At 68.3% G+C, this 13,973-nt stretch carries 17 protein-coding genes and 1 tRNA gene; 6 read left to right on the forward strand and 12 right to left on the reverse strand.

All coding sequences use genetic code 11. The features are described from left to right. Positions 1 to 32 precede the first annotated feature (32 nt). On the forward strand, positions 33 to 1,085 hold the full coding sequence (locus tag AC1RIF_RS01695; protein ID WP_492599637.1) for a phosphatidylinositol-specific phospholipase C domain-containing protein: 1,053 nt from the start codon (positions 33 to 35) through the stop codon (positions 1,083 to 1,085). A 9-nt stretch (positions 1,086 to 1,094) separates the two neighbouring features. Here the strand turns inward: AC1RIF_RS01695 and AC1RIF_RS01700 are convergent, their stop codons facing one another. The 4 genes from AC1RIF_RS01700 to AC1RIF_RS01715 form a co-directional block, all read right to left on the reverse strand. Continuing rightward, complete coding sequence (locus AC1RIF_RS01700; RefSeq protein WP_492599638.1) at positions 1,095 to 2,651, reverse strand: BCCT family transporter; 1,557 nt, start codon at positions 2,649 to 2,651, stop codon at positions 1,095 to 1,097. Between the two features lie 82 nt (positions 2,652 to 2,733). Continuing rightward, a complete protein-coding gene (locus AC1RIF_RS01705) occupies positions 2,734 to 3,165 on the reverse strand; it encodes a DoxX family protein (RefSeq protein ID WP_492599639.1) in 432 nt (143 codons plus the stop codon). 101 nt (positions 3,166 to 3,266) lie between these two features. Continuing rightward, a complete protein-coding gene (locus AC1RIF_RS01710; protein WP_492599640.1) occupies positions 3,267 to 3,626 on the reverse strand; it encodes a GntR family transcriptional regulator in 360 nt (119 codons plus the stop codon). 46 nt (positions 3,627 to 3,672) lie between these two features. Further along, positions 3,673 to 4,359, reverse strand: a complete 687-nt coding sequence (locus AC1RIF_RS01715) for an SDR family oxidoreductase (protein WP_492599641.1) — start codon at positions 4,357 to 4,359, stop codon at positions 3,673 to 3,675. A 71-nt stretch (positions 4,360 to 4,430) separates the two neighbouring features. Between AC1RIF_RS01715 and arsC the strand changes: the two genes are divergently transcribed. Then, positions 4,431 to 4,778, forward strand: a complete 348-nt coding sequence (gene arsC / locus AC1RIF_RS01720; RefSeq protein WP_492599642.1) for an arsenate reductase (glutaredoxin) — start codon at positions 4,431 to 4,433, stop codon at positions 4,776 to 4,778. Between the two features lie 7 nt (positions 4,779 to 4,785). Here the strand turns inward: arsC and AC1RIF_RS01725 are convergent, their stop codons facing one another. Continuing rightward, entirely contained in the window at positions 4,786 to 6,012 is a 1,227-nt protein-coding gene (locus tag AC1RIF_RS01725) for an arginine deiminase (protein WP_492599643.1), read from the reverse strand. A gap of 93 nt (positions 6,013 to 6,105) precedes the next feature. Here AC1RIF_RS01725 and soxR point away from each other — a divergent pair, with 93 nt between their 5' ends. Further along, positions 6,106 to 6,567 carry a redox-sensitive transcriptional activator SoxR gene (gene soxR, locus AC1RIF_RS01730; protein WP_492599644.1) on the forward strand — a complete coding sequence of 154 codons (462 nt, stop codon included), beginning with the start codon at positions 6,106 to 6,108 and terminating at the stop codon, positions 6,565 to 6,567. A 7-nt stretch (positions 6,568 to 6,574) separates the two neighbouring features. Here soxR and AC1RIF_RS01735 read toward each other — a convergent pair whose 3' ends face one another. The 3 genes from AC1RIF_RS01735 to AC1RIF_RS01745 are packed head-to-tail and all read right to left on the reverse strand — an operon-like array spanning position 6,575 to position 8,926. Next, positions 6,575 to 7,081 carry a DUF2505 domain-containing protein gene (locus AC1RIF_RS01735; protein ID WP_492599645.1) on the reverse strand — a complete coding sequence of 169 codons (507 nt, stop codon included), beginning with the start codon at positions 7,079 to 7,081 and terminating at the stop codon, positions 6,575 to 6,577. Positions 7,082 to 7,103: 22 nt separating this feature from the next. Beyond that, entirely contained in the window at positions 7,104 to 7,730 is a 627-nt protein-coding gene (locus AC1RIF_RS01740) for a response regulator (protein ID WP_492599646.1), read from the reverse strand. Further along, positions 7,727 to 8,926: a sensor histidine kinase gene (locus AC1RIF_RS01745; protein ID WP_492599647.1), complete on the reverse strand. Its 1,200-nt coding sequence runs from the start codon at positions 8,924 to 8,926 to the stop codon at positions 7,727 to 7,729. The genes AC1RIF_RS01740 and AC1RIF_RS01745 overlap by 4 nt, the downstream gene beginning before the upstream one ends. Before the next feature lie 128 nt (positions 8,927 to 9,054). Between AC1RIF_RS01745 and AC1RIF_RS01750 the strand changes: the two genes are divergently transcribed. Further along, entirely contained in the window at positions 9,055 to 10,122 is a 1,068-nt protein-coding gene (locus AC1RIF_RS01750; protein WP_492599648.1) for an ABC transporter permease, read from the forward strand. A 32-nt stretch (positions 10,123 to 10,154) separates the two neighbouring features. After that, a complete protein-coding gene (locus AC1RIF_RS01755; protein WP_492599649.1) occupies positions 10,155 to 10,853 on the forward strand; it encodes an ABC transporter ATP-binding protein in 699 nt (232 codons plus the stop codon). Here the strand turns inward: AC1RIF_RS01755 and AC1RIF_RS01760 are convergent. Together AC1RIF_RS01760 and AC1RIF_RS01765 are read right to left on the reverse strand one after the other, a co-directional pair. Continuing rightward, a complete protein-coding gene (locus AC1RIF_RS01760) occupies positions 10,837 to 11,676 on the reverse strand; it encodes an SDR family oxidoreductase (RefSeq protein WP_492599650.1) in 840 nt (279 codons plus the stop codon). The two genes, AC1RIF_RS01755 and AC1RIF_RS01760, sit on opposite strands and share 17 nt — an antisense overlap. 129 nt (positions 11,677 to 11,805) lie before the next feature. Further along, positions 11,806 to 11,949 (reverse strand): hypothetical protein, encoded by a 144-nt coding sequence (locus tag AC1RIF_RS01765; RefSeq protein ID WP_492599651.1) that lies wholly within the window; start codon positions 11,947 to 11,949, stop codon positions 11,806 to 11,808. 233 nt (positions 11,950 to 12,182) lie between these two features. Here AC1RIF_RS01765 and AC1RIF_RS01770 point away from each other — a divergent pair, with 233 nt between their 5' ends. Continuing rightward, positions 12,183 to 12,599 carry a helix-turn-helix domain-containing protein gene (locus AC1RIF_RS01770; protein ID WP_492599652.1) on the forward strand — a complete coding sequence of 139 codons (417 nt, stop codon included), beginning with the start codon at positions 12,183 to 12,185 and terminating at the stop codon, positions 12,597 to 12,599. 58 nt (positions 12,600 to 12,657) lie between these two features. On the opposite strand, the gene AC1RIF_RS01775 is transcribed toward AC1RIF_RS01770, so the two are convergent. Further along, a tRNA-Ala gene (locus AC1RIF_RS01775) sits at positions 12,658 to 12,730 on the reverse strand. A 162-nt stretch (positions 12,731 to 12,892) separates the two neighbouring features. Beyond that, a complete protein-coding gene (sepX, locus tag AC1RIF_RS01780) occupies positions 12,893 to 13,723 on the reverse strand; it encodes a divisome protein SepX/GlpR (protein ID WP_492599653.1) in 831 nt (276 codons plus the stop codon). Positions 13,724 to 13,973 lie beyond the last annotated feature (250 nt).

Below are 13,973 nucleotides of genomic sequence, written 5' to 3' on the forward strand. Positions count from 1 at the left end.
CAGCACCCGCCCGGCTGGGTAGTGTGCACCGGATGTCCAGGTTTCGGGTCTCCCTCACCGGGGCCGTGTCCGTCGTCGCCCTGCTCCTCTTGTCCGGTGTGCCGGTCGCGCAGGCCGATTCGGGCCGGGACGACGCTCCGCGGTACTCCGACGTCACGTCGGTAGGGGTGCACAACACGTTCGAGAAGCATCGCTACGCGTTCCTCGCGGACGCACTGGACGCCGGGACCGGCATGATCGAACTCGACGTGTGGACCAACGCGGTCGGGCCGGATTGGCGCGTGTCGCATTCGAATCCGGTCGCCAACGACAACAACTGTGCGGGCGCGACGTCGGCGGCACAGTTGCGGACCGGCGCGCGCGACCAGTCCCTCGGCGGGTGTCTGGCCGATCTGCGTGCGTGGCACGACGCCAACCCCTCTCACCCACCGGTCATGGTCAAGGTCGAGATGAAGGACGGGTTCACCGCGCCGCTGGGCCGCGGTCCGCGCGAGTTCGACGCCCTGGTCCGTACTCACCTCGGCGACGCGGTGTTCGGGCCGGGCGATCTCGTCGCCGAGTCCGGAGCGACGACCCTCGACGACGCGGTCCGGACCGGCGGCTGGCCGGACCGGAGCGAACTACACGGCAAGTTCCTGTTCGAGCTGATCCCCGGCACCGTGCAGGAAGTGAATCCCCTGGATCACTGGTGGACCGACCGCGCGTACGCGACACACCTGCGGGACCTGGCACGCGTCGGCGGCCTGGGTCTGGCGACGGCTTTCCCGGCGGTGCACAAGGCGCAGCCCGGCGATCCTCGCGTCACGCGCTACGACGAGGATCTGCGGCCGTGGTTCGTCGTGTTCGACGGGGACGCGAGTGCCTTCGCCGCCGACGGGATCGACATGCGCTGGTACCGCGACAACGGGTACCTGGTGGTGATGACCGACGCCCACGCCGCGACGCCGGCGCTCGACGCGGTTGCCCCGGCCGAGGATGCCGCGCGCGGTCGGGTCACCGAACTCGCGGGGCGCTCGGCGAGCATCGTGTCCACGGACTGGACGCCGCTCCCGCGGGTGCTGTCGATGGTCGTCGAGAGGCCCTGACCGCGGACGTCAGGACCAGCGCCGCCGGGCCCGCACCGACAGTTGCCGTTCCTTCCGTTCGGCGAGGATCAACGGATCGCGGGCCAGGTCCCGGTACAGGGAAATGCACAGGCCGATCATGACGATCACGAACGGCGCGGCGGCGATGATCGTCATGGTCTGCAGCCCGTTGAGTGCGTCGGCGCCACCGGTCCAGAGGATCAACGCGGCGACCCCACCGGTGAGCGTGCCCCAGAAGACGACCACCCAGCGCGCGGGCGCGAGCGAACCACGCTGTGACAGCGTGCCCATCACCATGGACGCGGCGTCGGCCCCGGAGACGAAGAAGATGGCGACGAGGATCATCACGAGGACGGTCGTGATCCCGAAGAGCGGCAGGTGTTCGAGCATCCCGAACAGTTGACTCTCGGTGGTGTCGCGGCCGGCGAGGTCGATGCCTTCGCGCTGTTCGTTGATGCCGGCACCGCCGAACACCGCGAACCACAGCAGACTGACCAGGCTGGGGATCAGGATCACCCCGACGACGAACTGCCGGATGCTGCGACCGCGGCTGATCCGGGCGAGGAACATCCCGACGAACGGGGTCCAGGAGATCCACCACGCCCAGTAGAAGATCGTCCACGACGACAGCCACTCCGCCGTCTCGGGGTTGCTCGACGCCGCGGTGCGGGCGGACATCGCGGCGAGGTCGGCCGCATAGTTGCCGATGGTCGTCGGGATCAGGTTGAGGATCAGGACGGTCGGCCCGAGGACGAACACGAACACCGCGAGGATCAGCGCCAGCACCATGTTGGTGTTGGAGAGCCACTGGATTCCCTTCGCGACCCCGGACACCGCCGACGCGACGAACGCGAGGGTGAGGACGGCGACCACCGCGACCAGCAGCAGCGTGCCGACCTCGCCCATCCAGCCGACCACCTCGAGCCCGGAGCCGATCTGCAGCGCGCCCAGCCCCAGGGACGCGGCGGTGCCGAACATCGTGGCGAAGATCGCGAGGATGTCGATGACCCGACCGATCGGCCCCTCGCTCCGCCGGCCCAGCAGCGGGAAGAAGGCCGCGCTGATCAACTGCGGTCGGCCCCGCCGATAGGTGCCGTATGCGATGGCGAGCCCCATCACCGCGTAGATCGACCACGGGTGCAGACTCCAGTGGAACATCGTGGTGGCCATGGCAGTTCCGACGCCACCGTCGGTTCCCGGTGGCGGATCGACGAAGTGGGCCAGTGGTTCGGCCACTCCGAAGAACATCAAACCGATACCCATGCCGGCGCTGAACATCATCGCGATCCAGCTGACGGTGGTGAACTCCGGCTTCTCTCCGTCCTTGCCGAGCGGGATGCGGCCGTACCGGCTCGCGGCGAGCCACAGCGTGAAGATCACGAACGCGGACGCGGCGATGACGAACAGCCAGCCCAGATTTGTGACCAGCCAGTCGAGCATGTCGCCGGTCACCGATTCGAGGTTGTCGGGTGCCGCGAGACCCCACACGACGATGGCGGCAACGGCGCTCGCGGCCACGCCGAACACGACACGATCGGTCCCGGACAGCTCGCGTGCGCCTGCCATTCCTCACACGGTGCTCATCCGGACCGGCAAAAGCAAGCACCCGGGCGTCGTGGCGACGTCCCGGGTGCCTGCGGCACAGAGATCAGCCGGCGGACAGGACGCCCCGGGAGTTCTTGCCGACCACCGCATCGACGCTGAGCCGGCCCGCTCCGACGCCCGCGATCAGCAGCGACGCGACACCGAGCGCGAGGACCAGTTCGAAGCCGCCGTCGCCGACGAAGATTCCCTTGTCGACGTGGACGAGGAAGAACGCCCCAGCCATGTTCAGGAACAGCAGTACGCCGGCGATCCGGGTCGCGAAGCCGATGAGCAGTGCGATGCCGCCGACGAGCTCGATCGTGGCGGCGACGATCGCGGAGACGTCGGCGAGCGGAATGTCCATGCCCACGAACGCCGCCTGCGTGCCGTCGATGCCCCAGTCGAAGAATTTCTGCCAGCCGTGGGCGATGAAGATGACACCGATGCCGATCCGGGCGATGAGCAGGGTGGCGTCGCGGAATGCGGTGGAATTCATGAGAGTCCTCGAAGGTGGTGGGACACGCGCAGAGAAGGGGGACGCGCGCTGTCGGGTGGAACCACTCTGACACGTTTAAGTTGAAGCGTCAACCAAACCGATCACGCACCCTTCAACGCGGTCGCCACGAAGGCCGTGGCATCGGCGTCGGAAATCCCCATGCGGCGAACCGCCGCGACGTAGTCAGTGGCGGCCTGCTGAGCCTTGGTCCGGGTCGGATCCCCGGACGCCGCGATGAACGAACCGAGCCGTCCGCGAGTCTCGATGACCCCGAGCTGTTCGAGCTCGCGGTAGGTGCGGGCGACCGTGTTCGGCGCTATGCCGAGGTCGGACGCGAGCTTGCGGACCGTCGGAATCTTGGCGCCGGCCACCAACTCCTCGTTGTGTACGAGTTCGAGGATGCGCACCCGCAACTGCTCGAACGGCGGCGTCGTCGAGTCGTGGTCGATCTCGATGTCCACTGAATCCCTTTCATCTCATGTCCCGCGGCCGTTCGCTCCGGTGAACTCACGGTAACGCGGCTACGGCCTCCTGGATCGGAATCGGACCTTTCGTGAGCATCAACGTCCGGCCCACCGCCCGGGGCGCGCCGCCGTCCGAGCGGGGCGCCACCAACGCCGCGATCACAGCCGCGACATCGGCACGGGGAACGGTGCCGCGTTCGAGTGGCGGTGCGGTGAGCGTCACTTCCCCGGTCGGCTCGTCGTCGGTGAGCCCGCCGGGGCGCAGGATGGTCCAGTCCAGCCCCTCGCGCCGCCGCAGGTCGTCCTCGGCGGCGGTCTTCGCCGCGAGATACGCGGCGAAGACCTCGTCCGTGCCCGGTGGCACAGGCTCGCCCGCACCGAACGAGCTGATCTGCACGAACCGCCGGACCCCGGCCTGTTCGGCGGCATCGGCGACCAGCACCGCCGCGCCGCGGTCGACGGTGTCCTTTCGTGCGACTCCACTACCCGGACCCGCGCCCGCCGCGAACACGACCGCATCGGCGTCGTGCAGCAACTCCGCGACCTGGTCGACCGTCGCCCGTTCCAGGTCGACGATCTCGGGCAGGGCACCGAGGGCGCGCACCGGCCCCTCGTGGTCGGGATTGCGGATCAGCGCCACCGCGCGGTCCCCCGCCGCGGTGAGCAACTTGGTCAGATGCCGGGCGATCTTGCCGTGCCCTCCGGCGATGACGATGCGTCGACCTGTCATTGCGGACTCCTCGACTCGGATTCGACATGCATACGCGTTCCCTCCCATTGTCCCCGTGCAGAATGGCTGTCATGGCGAAGACCGCAACGATTTATCACAATCCCCGCTGCAGCACGTCGCGGAACACGTTGAAGCTCATCGAGGAGGCCGGCATCGAGCCGACCGTCGTCAAGTACCTCGAGACGCCGCCGTCCCGCGACGGTCTGCGCAAGCTGCTCGACGACGCCGGCCTGCGCCCGAGCGAGGCGATCCGCAAGAAGGAGGCCCTGTACAAGGAACTCGGGCTGGCCGAGTCCTCCGAGGACGAACTGCTCGACGCGATGGTCGACAACCCGATCCTGATCGAACGCCCGATCGTGGTCACCGATCGCGGCACCGTCCTGGCGCGGCCCCACGAGAAGGTCCGCGAGATCCTCTAGCCGTCGGTCAGTCCAGCGGACCGCGCGCGAGTGGACACGACATACAGCGCGGTCCGCCCCGGCCCGATCCCAGCTCGGAGCCGGAGATCCGCAGGACCTCGATGCCCGCGGCCTCCATCCGCGCGTTCGTCTCGACGTTGCGCTCGTACGCGACCACGACGCCGGGGGCCAGCGCGAGGGTGTTGTTGCCGTCGTCCCACTGCTCGCGTTCGGCGGTCACATGATCGAGCCCGGTATCGATCACCCGCAGCTTGCCGATGCCCATCGCGGCCGCCGCGGCCTCCAGGAACGGTTCGGGTCCACCGATCCCGACGACGCCGTCCTCGCGTCGAATGGTGAACGCCGACAGGGTGTCCCGCACGGCGGGATACATCACGACGGCATCCGAGTCGACCATCGTCAGCACCGTGTCGAGGTGCATCGACGCGCGCCGCTGCTCGATCGGCACGGCCAGGACGGTGTGCGCCAGCCCGTCCTCGAACACGCTGCGCGCCAACGCCTCCGCACCGGCCGGGGTGGTCCGCTCCCCCACCCCGACCGCGATGACCCCCGGTGCGAGCAGCAGGACGTCACCGCCCTCGACGGGCGCGGTGTGGGACTCGTACGCCCGGCGCACCCCACGGAACCGCGGATGGTGCGCGTAGATCAGATCGGTCAGCGACGCCTCACGCACCCGCGCCGGCAGTGCGAGCGACGTGATCGCGACCCGGCCGCCGATCCAGAACGACGAATCCCGCGTGAACAACAGGTTCGGCAGCGGGTCGATCACGAAATCCGCGCCGTGATGCATCAGCCGCACGAGCGACGGGGTGGCCGCACCGGTCCCGATCGGCAACTCGTCGAACGTCATCCCGGATGTGAGGATCGTCGACAGTTCGGCGGCCGGAACTCCGCGCAGGTGCGCCGCGAGGTCCTGTGCCAGCACGTGTCCGAGTTTGCGCGGGTCGACCGCTGCCGAGATGCCCTGCATCCGGGCGGCGCCGCTGGTGGTCAGGGTCTCGGTGACCAGGTCGGACAGGAGCAGCACCTCGACTCCGCGGCCGCGCAGGACGTCCGCGAACGCGTCGTGCTCGTCCTGCGCGCGATCCACCCAGGGCAGCCCGTCGAACAGCAGTTGATCGTTGTTACGGGGAGTGAGGCGTCGTAGTTCGTCGCCGGGGCGATGCAGGAGCACCGACCGCAGCGCACCCACCTCGGTGTCGACACCCAGCTCGGACGGCTCCCGCACGCTCATGCGTAAACGGTAGTCCCGCGCGCCGAGGTCGGCACCCCGCACCCGGGATCCTCGAGTATTGTTCAGGTTGTCGGTTCAGGAAAGGCGAGTGCCGTGGACATGCCCGAATGGAACACCCGGGAACTGACGCCCGGACAGCTCTCCGAGCGCAGTGGCGTGGCGGTCTCGGCGCTGCACTTCTACGAGCGCGAGGGCCTGATCTCGAGCCGACGCACCAGCGGGAACCAGCGCCGCTACAAGCGGGACGTGCTGCGCCGGGTCGCGTTCATCCGGCTGTCCCAGAAGGTCGGCATCCCCCTCGCCGAGATCCGCGACGCGCTCTCCACGCTGCCGGACGGCCGCACCCCGACCCGTAGCGACTGGGCGCGGTTGTCGAGCCGGTGGCACGCCGATCTCGACCGGCGGATCGAGCAGCTCACCCGGCTGCGCGACGACCTCACCAACTGCATCGGGTGCGGGTGCCTGTCCCTCGCGAGCTGCACGCTGGCCAACCCGCACGACGAGTTGGGAACCGAGGGGCCCGGCGCGCGGGTGATCGACGTCGAGATCGACTGAGGTCCGGTCATCGTCCGTCGAGGTGACGGTGCGCCTCGGCGCGGTCCCGCTCGACCATCTGTGACACCATCTGGCGCACCAGGAGTTCGATCTGGCTGCCCACCAGCGGAATTCGTACGGTGGCGGTGCCACGGACATCCAGCACGGAGCCGCGGACGCGAGAGCGCAGGGTGTACTCACCCTCGATCGTGACGGGAATGCCGGTGGCGGACCCGGCGAGCCTCCCCGACGCCCGATCGTCGTGCACGGCGCGCCACGTGTCGATCCGCTCCATCCGCATCTCACCACGAACGACCTTGCGCACGAGGGCCGGGAACTTGTCGGTGTCGGCCGTCTCGGTCATCGTCACCGTCACGAGCGGACACCCGTCGTTGTCGGACGTCCGGTCCACCCGCACCGATCCGCGCGACCGCGGCGGCATCCGTGAACGCCAGTAGCCCTCGTCGGTCAGGAGCTCGTGCACCCGGGCGACGGGATGGTCGAAATCGGCCGAGAACTCGAATCGCTTCGGCATCCTGCCGACGCTACCGCACCGATCAGGCGATCAGGCCCCGTTCGCGGGCCGCGGCCACCGCGGCCGTGCGGCTGTCGACCTCGAGCTTCGTGAACGCATGCACCAGGTGCGATTTCACCGTCGCCTCACTGACGAACAACTGTTTCGCAATTGCCCGATTCGACAGTCCCTCGGCCACGAGTGCCAGCACCTCGATCTCCCGCGCGCTCAGGTCGGCGCGCGGCTGCTGCATCCGCCGGTACAGCCGCTGTGCCACCTCGGGATCGAGCACCGTCTCGCCGCGCGCCGCCGCGAAGACCGAGTCGATCAGCACGTCCGGGGCGGTGTCCTTGAGCAGATACCCGGCGGCACCGGCCTCCACGGCCCGGAGGATGTCGGCATCGGTGTCGTACGTCGTGAGCACCACCACCCGCGGCGGATTCGGGCGCGCGACGATCTCGGCCGTCGCGCGGGCGCCGTCGATCCCGGCGCCGAGACGCAGATCCATCAGGACCACGTCCGGTTCCGCGGTCGCGGCCAACGCCACCGCCTCCTCGCCCGAGGAGGCCTCGGCCACGACATCGACGTCGTCGTGCGACGCGAGCAGCGCGCGCAGCCCGGCGCGGACGACCGGATGGTCGTCGACGAGCAGTACCCGCACGGCGCTCACTGGAGGCGCCCGACGGGAAGTGTTGCAGCCACGGCAGTTCCGTCGCCCGGAGCCGATTCGACCACCAAGGTTCCTCCCAACAGTGCGAGACGATCACGCATCGCCCGCAGCCCGAATCCGCCGGCCTCGCGCTCGTCGAAACCGATGCCGTCGTCGACGACGTCGAGCCGCACCTCGTCGGCGGCGTAGGTCAGGGTCAGCCGCACCCGCTGTGCGTGCGAGTGCAGGCGCACGTTCGCCAGAGCGCTCTGCCCCACGCGCAACAGTGCGACGTCGTAGTCCATCGGCAACGGAACGGGATCGCCGTCGGTGAACAGGTCACCGGCGATGCCGGTGTGCTGTTCGAGCTGCTCCAGCTGTCGGCGCAGCGCCGACTCGAGCGGCGCCGACTCGAGATCCGACGGCCGCAGCGCGTCCACCACCCGCCGCGCCTCCACCAGGTTCTGCTGCGCCGTGTCGGCGATCTGGGTGAGGGTCGAGGCCGTTTCGGTGCCGCGCAGGCCGGCACGAGCCAGGAGCAGGATCGACGAGAAGCCCTGTGCCAGTGTGTCGTGGATGTCGCGGGCCAGGCGCGAGCGTTCCGCGACGGCGCCGGACTCACGCTGCAGCGCCACCAGTTCGTCCTGGGCGTCCAGCAGTTCGCGGTGCGCGTCGGTGAGCTCGTCGACCAGCTTCTGGCGTTGCGCTGCCTCCCGGACCAACTGCTGATAGACCATCGCCATGCCCGCGGCCACCGCCGAACCGAAGAACGGCCCGAGAACCGACGCCATCGTGTTGGCCTCGCCGTGCCACAGGCTCGCGGCGATCGAGACCGCCGTGAGCGCCACGGTCGCCGCCAGCGCGGCGGGCACCGGCAGCAGGTGGAAGCACAGGAAGAACAGTGCGAACACGAGCCATACGAAGTTGGAATCAGACGCCACCAGCGCCAGCCATCCCGCCACCAGGACCGCCAGCCACACCCGCCCCGTGGAGAGCTGCACCAGACCGCTGCGGCGGACGAACCACACCCCGCCCAGGTACCAGGCGAACTCGGCGAAGGCGAGGACCAGGATCCAGGCCTCGTGCGCCCCCTGCTCCACGAGAACCCTGCCGACTCCCACCGACAACAGGAGAACGAACAGGACGTGAGCACCGATCTGCATCGCGCGCAACACCGGCGCGACGCCGCCGGGGTGGGACACGTCGGAAGTCTGCATTTCACTCACGCTAACACCGCCGCACCAGGTGCCGCCGCCGCGAACCCCCTTCTCCAACTTTCGATGGACCGGGCAATTCAACCGATGCGCGATGCCCCGCAGACCCCTATCCGGCGACGCTGGATGGCATGTTCCTCAGTATTCGAGATCTCCGCTTCGCCAAGGGCCGATTCACCCTGATGAGTTCGGCGCTGTTCCTGATCTCCCTGATGGTCGTGATGCTGTCGGGGCTCACCACCGGGCTGGGTAACCAATCCATCGCCGCGGTGCAGCACCTCGGCGCGGACAACCTCGCGTTCGGCAAGCCCGCCGACGGACAACCCCTGTCCTTCGGGGAATCCACCGTCACCGAGCAACAGCGCGACGCGCTCGCCGCGACCGCCGGCGTCGACGAGGCCTCCGTCATCGGGATCGCTCCCGTCCGGATCTCCGCCGGTGACCGTGAGGTCGCGGCCTCGGCCTTCGGCGTCGACGGTCACTCGTTCGCCGCCCCCGTCCCGCTCGATGCCGGCTCGGTCGCGGTCGACACCGACCTCGCGAACGAGAACGGCTGGGACGTCGGGAGCCGGATCACCATCGGCGCCGACACCGTGACCGTCACCGCCCTCGTCGACGAGTCGTTCTACAGCCACCAGCCGGTCGTGTGGATGAACCACGACGTGTGGACCCACCTGCCGGCCGCCGGCGACAGCGACGGCACCGTAATCGCGATGCGCACCTCCGGCGGATTCGACGCCGACAGCGCGGCCGCGGCCACCGGAACGTCGATCACCGACGAGGGCGGCGCTCTGAACGCGATCGGCTCCTACACCTCCGAGCGCGGATCCCTGTTGCTGATGCAGGCCATGCTGATGACCGTCAGTGCCCTCGTCGTCGGCGCGTTCTTCACCGTCTGGACCATCCAGCGCAGCCAGGACCTCGCGATCCTCAAGGCCGTCGGCGCCTCCACGAAGTACCTACTGAAGGACGCGCTCGGGCAGTCCCTCATCGTCCTGACGCTCGGTGCCGGCCTGGGCAGCCTGGCCGCCGTGGGGCTGGGCGCGATCGCGTCGACGTTCGTGCCGTTCACGCTGACCCTGTCGGGCACGCTCGTCCCGTTCGTCGCCCTGATCGTGATGGGCATGCTGGGCGCCACGGCGGCACTGGCCCGGATCGTCTCGATCGACCCGCTGACCGCGCTCGCGAACGCGCGCTGAGCCCGGCGTCCGACAACTCGAAAGGACCTTCCATGAGCATCTCGCTCCGCAACACCGTCCTGACCTACCCCGACGGAGACACCCGCCTCCGCGCGCTCGACGACGTCGATCTGGACGTGAACCGTGGCGAACTGGTCGCCGTCACCGGCCCGTCCGGCTCCGGCAAGTCGAGCCTGCTCGCAGTGGCCGGACTGCTGATCGCCCCCGAGTCGGGCACCGTCGCGATCGACGGCACCGACGTCACGGGCCTCGATCGTGCGGCGCGCACCGACATGCGCCGGGAGAAGCTCGGCTTCGTGTTCCAGCAGTCGAATCTGCTGCCGTCCCTCACCGCGACCGAACAGTTGGAGATGATCACGCATCTGAACGGCGGCTCGGTGCGGGCGAGCCGCAAGCGCGCCCGGGAACTCCTGTGCAGCCTCGGACTCGAGAGCCAGCTCGATCGACGCCCGAACCAGCTCTCCGGTGGCCAGCGTCAGCGCGTCGCGATCGCCCGATCGATCGTCAACGATCCCGCGGTCCTTTTGGTCGACGAGCCGACCTCGGCGCTGGACGAGGAACGCAGCCGCGAAATCGTCGCGCTGCTGGCCCGGCTGAGCCGCGAGCGTTCCGTCGCCACCGTGATGGTGACGCACGACCTGAGCCAGCTGGACCTGGTGGACGCCGCGTACGAGATGCACAGCGGCGCACTGCGCCGTCGCGGCGCCGCGATCGCTACAGCAGCTTACTGAACTGGTCGTTGGCCTTCTGCATCACGAACTCGTACGGCGGGGCGAACTTTCGCGCCCACCAGTAGCCGAATCGGATGTCGTTGGACGTGTACACCAGGTACCGGTTCTTCTCGATCCCGGCGAGGATGCAGCGGGCCACCTTCTCCGGAGACACGGCACGCTTCTCGAACCGGTGGGTGAGCTTGCGGATGCGGGGGTCGTCACGGTCCACACCGGCGATCTGCACGGTGCCGACCAACGGCGTCTTCACTCCGCCGGGCACCACCAGGCTCACGCCGATGCCGTGCCGCTTGAGATCGAACCGCAGCACCTCGGACACCCCACGTAGACCGAACTTGCTGGCGCTGTACGCCGCGTGCCACGGCAGCGCCAGCAGGCCGGCTGCCGACGACACGTTCACGAGGTGCCCGCCGCGCCCGGCCGCGATCATCGGGGGAACGAACCGCTCGATGATGTGGATGGGTCCCATCAGGTTCACGTCGACCATCGACTTCCAGTGACGATGCTCGAGATTCTCGACGGTGCCCCAGGCCGAGATACCCGCGACGTTCATGACGACGTCGAGGCTCCCGACCTGTTCGTGGATCTCGTCCGCGAACGCGGTCACCGCGTCGAAGTCGGAGACGTCCAGGGCCCGCGAGTACCTGACGGTGCCGCGGAAGGGCCCGCACAGGTCGACGGTCTGCGCAAGCCCAGCCTCGTCGATGTCGGTGAGGAACAGTTCGGCGCCTTCCGCGGCGGCCGCGAGCGCCGTGGCCCGGCCGATTCCACTGGCAGCCCCGGTGATCAGGCACTTCTTGCCGTCGAGCGTCTTGATCGCCATCGCCTGCGTTCCTCGCCTTCGCCGATCGGTTCGGTCCGTGTTCGGCAGTGTACGTGGCGGTTCGTGGCGCATGTCGGATCGACGCCGGACGATCACGGCGCCGATGTCGGGCAGATTCGGTGGGCCGCGTCAGAGACGCTGCGCCATCTCGTCCTGGTAGTCGCGGATGGTCTTCTCGAGACCCTCCGCGTCATCGGGACGACCGTGGCTGCGGGCCTCGTCGGCCCGGTCACGCAGCACGCGAATCGCCCTGCGCAATTCGTTGTCGCTCATTCTGCGGTCCATGCCTCCCAGTTTCCCCGCCGCGGGCGCCGTTTTCCAGACGTCGCGCACGGGCGGTAGCAATTCGAGACCGAACAGTTGGCCGTGAGCTACCACAAGGTTATTCAGATGCCAAGGTCTTGTTCCACCTTCCTGATCGGCGCCACGGCGACAGTTTTCGAACGATTGATCAATCAACATATTCGAGCTACCGGCCGGTTATCTCCGATGTTAGGATCGTCGCGATGTCTGACTTCGCCGCACGGCTCAACAAGCTCTTCGAAACCGTCCATCCACCAGGCCGGAAGCCGCATACCAATGCGGAGGTGGCGAACGCTCTCATCGCGGACGGCCACAAGATCTCCAAGCCGTACATTTCGCAACTGCGCTCCGGCCAGAGGAGCAACCCCTCGGACGAGACCGTCGCAGCCTTCGCCAAGTTCTTCAAGGTGAAGCCGGCCTACTTCTTCAACGACATCTACGCCTCGAAGGTCGATCACGACCTCGAACTGGTCACACGGCTCGAGGGGTACGGGCTCCGCCGACTCGCCACCCGGGCTTTCGATCTGTCCGAGGAATCGCAGACCCTGCTGACCACGCTCGCGGAGAAACTGCGGGCGGCGGAGGGACTGCCCGAGATCCCGCCGGACGCGTCGCGCTGACCGGAACACGAAGGAACACGAAAGAGGCCCTCTCCCGAAGGAGAGGGCCTCTTGTTTGTGGAGCTGAGGGGAATCGAACCCCTGACCTCTTCGATGCGAACGAAGCGCGCTACCAACTGCGCCACAGCCCCGAACCACGGTCCGCTTTCGCTGACCGCTCGGCAACTCTAACAGGACATCCGCCGGGATAACGAATCGCCTGGCCAGAGGCGGAAAACGGTCGGAAAACGCAGGGCGCCCGACCACCGTGGTGATCGGGCGCCCTGAAACCGGAAGGCGGACTTCGGAGAAGCTCACTGCCCGGCAGCGCGCCTCATGTCGTCGTCGCGATAGGAGACCTCGTAGTCGTCGTGCCGGCGACGATCGCCACGCTCGACGTACTCCGCGTCGTAGTGGTCGAGATGATCGAATGCAGGGTCACCGTCGTCGACCTCGAGCACCACCGCGCCGGGACGCCGCAGTCGCGCCGGGACCAGTCGCAGTTCCTCGTCGGACGCCGACTCGACGCCCAGTCGCGAGCGACCGAGGCGGGCCATCCGGCGACCGCGGATCTCCTGCTCGAGATGGACCTGGCGACGCAGGTGCGCAAGGTAGCCGACCAGGGCAACCACCGAGAACGCCGAGACCCACCACATCACAGGGGTCAACGCGACGGCGAGCGCGGCCGTCAGGATCGTCGCGAAGATCAGACCGAGCACCGCACGCTGACGGAACTGATACCGGGCTGCGCTCGCGATCGCGTCGGCCTCGGGATCGAATCCGCCCCGGCCGCGCCGATTCGGCACGAAGTCCCGGGCCGCACCGCGTGTGCGGTCGATCGCCTCGTCCATCATGTTCTCGTCGGCGTGAGCGTCCATTCGATCCTCCGCATCCGTGCCGTATGAGTCGTCGCCGTGGGTGTCACCGCGGAACCGTACCGACGCGGGGCGCCAGTTCGGATCGCTCCGATGTCCGGCCGCAGGCCCGCGGGCCGGTCGTTCCGCGTCGCCGCGATGCAGCACTCGAGTCGCGAGCGCCGCATCCGTCGTCTGCCGGATCCGGGGCCGCTTACTGACAAGCATCGGAACAAGGACGAACAGCCAGACGGCAACCAGTGCGATCCAGATGATCGAGGAACTCGGCATACCGACGACCTCCTCCCATTCGTCTACCAGCACTGATGACGCCAATGACCTGCTCAGGCTAGTGGCATCTTCCCCGTCGCCGTCGCAGGCGCGCCGACTCAGGTTTCGCAGGTGTCACACCCGTCACTCGATTATCACCTCTCGAGAAGGAAATTGCAGCCTCGAGATTCAAGTGAGCCGAAGGCCACTCCCGGCACACGGGCGCCTCGATGCCACCCGCTGAAGCCCGACCGCGACCGACGAGCCGCGG

It is taken from the genome of Prescottella sp. GW823-FHT02E09 (assembly GCF_058797375.1).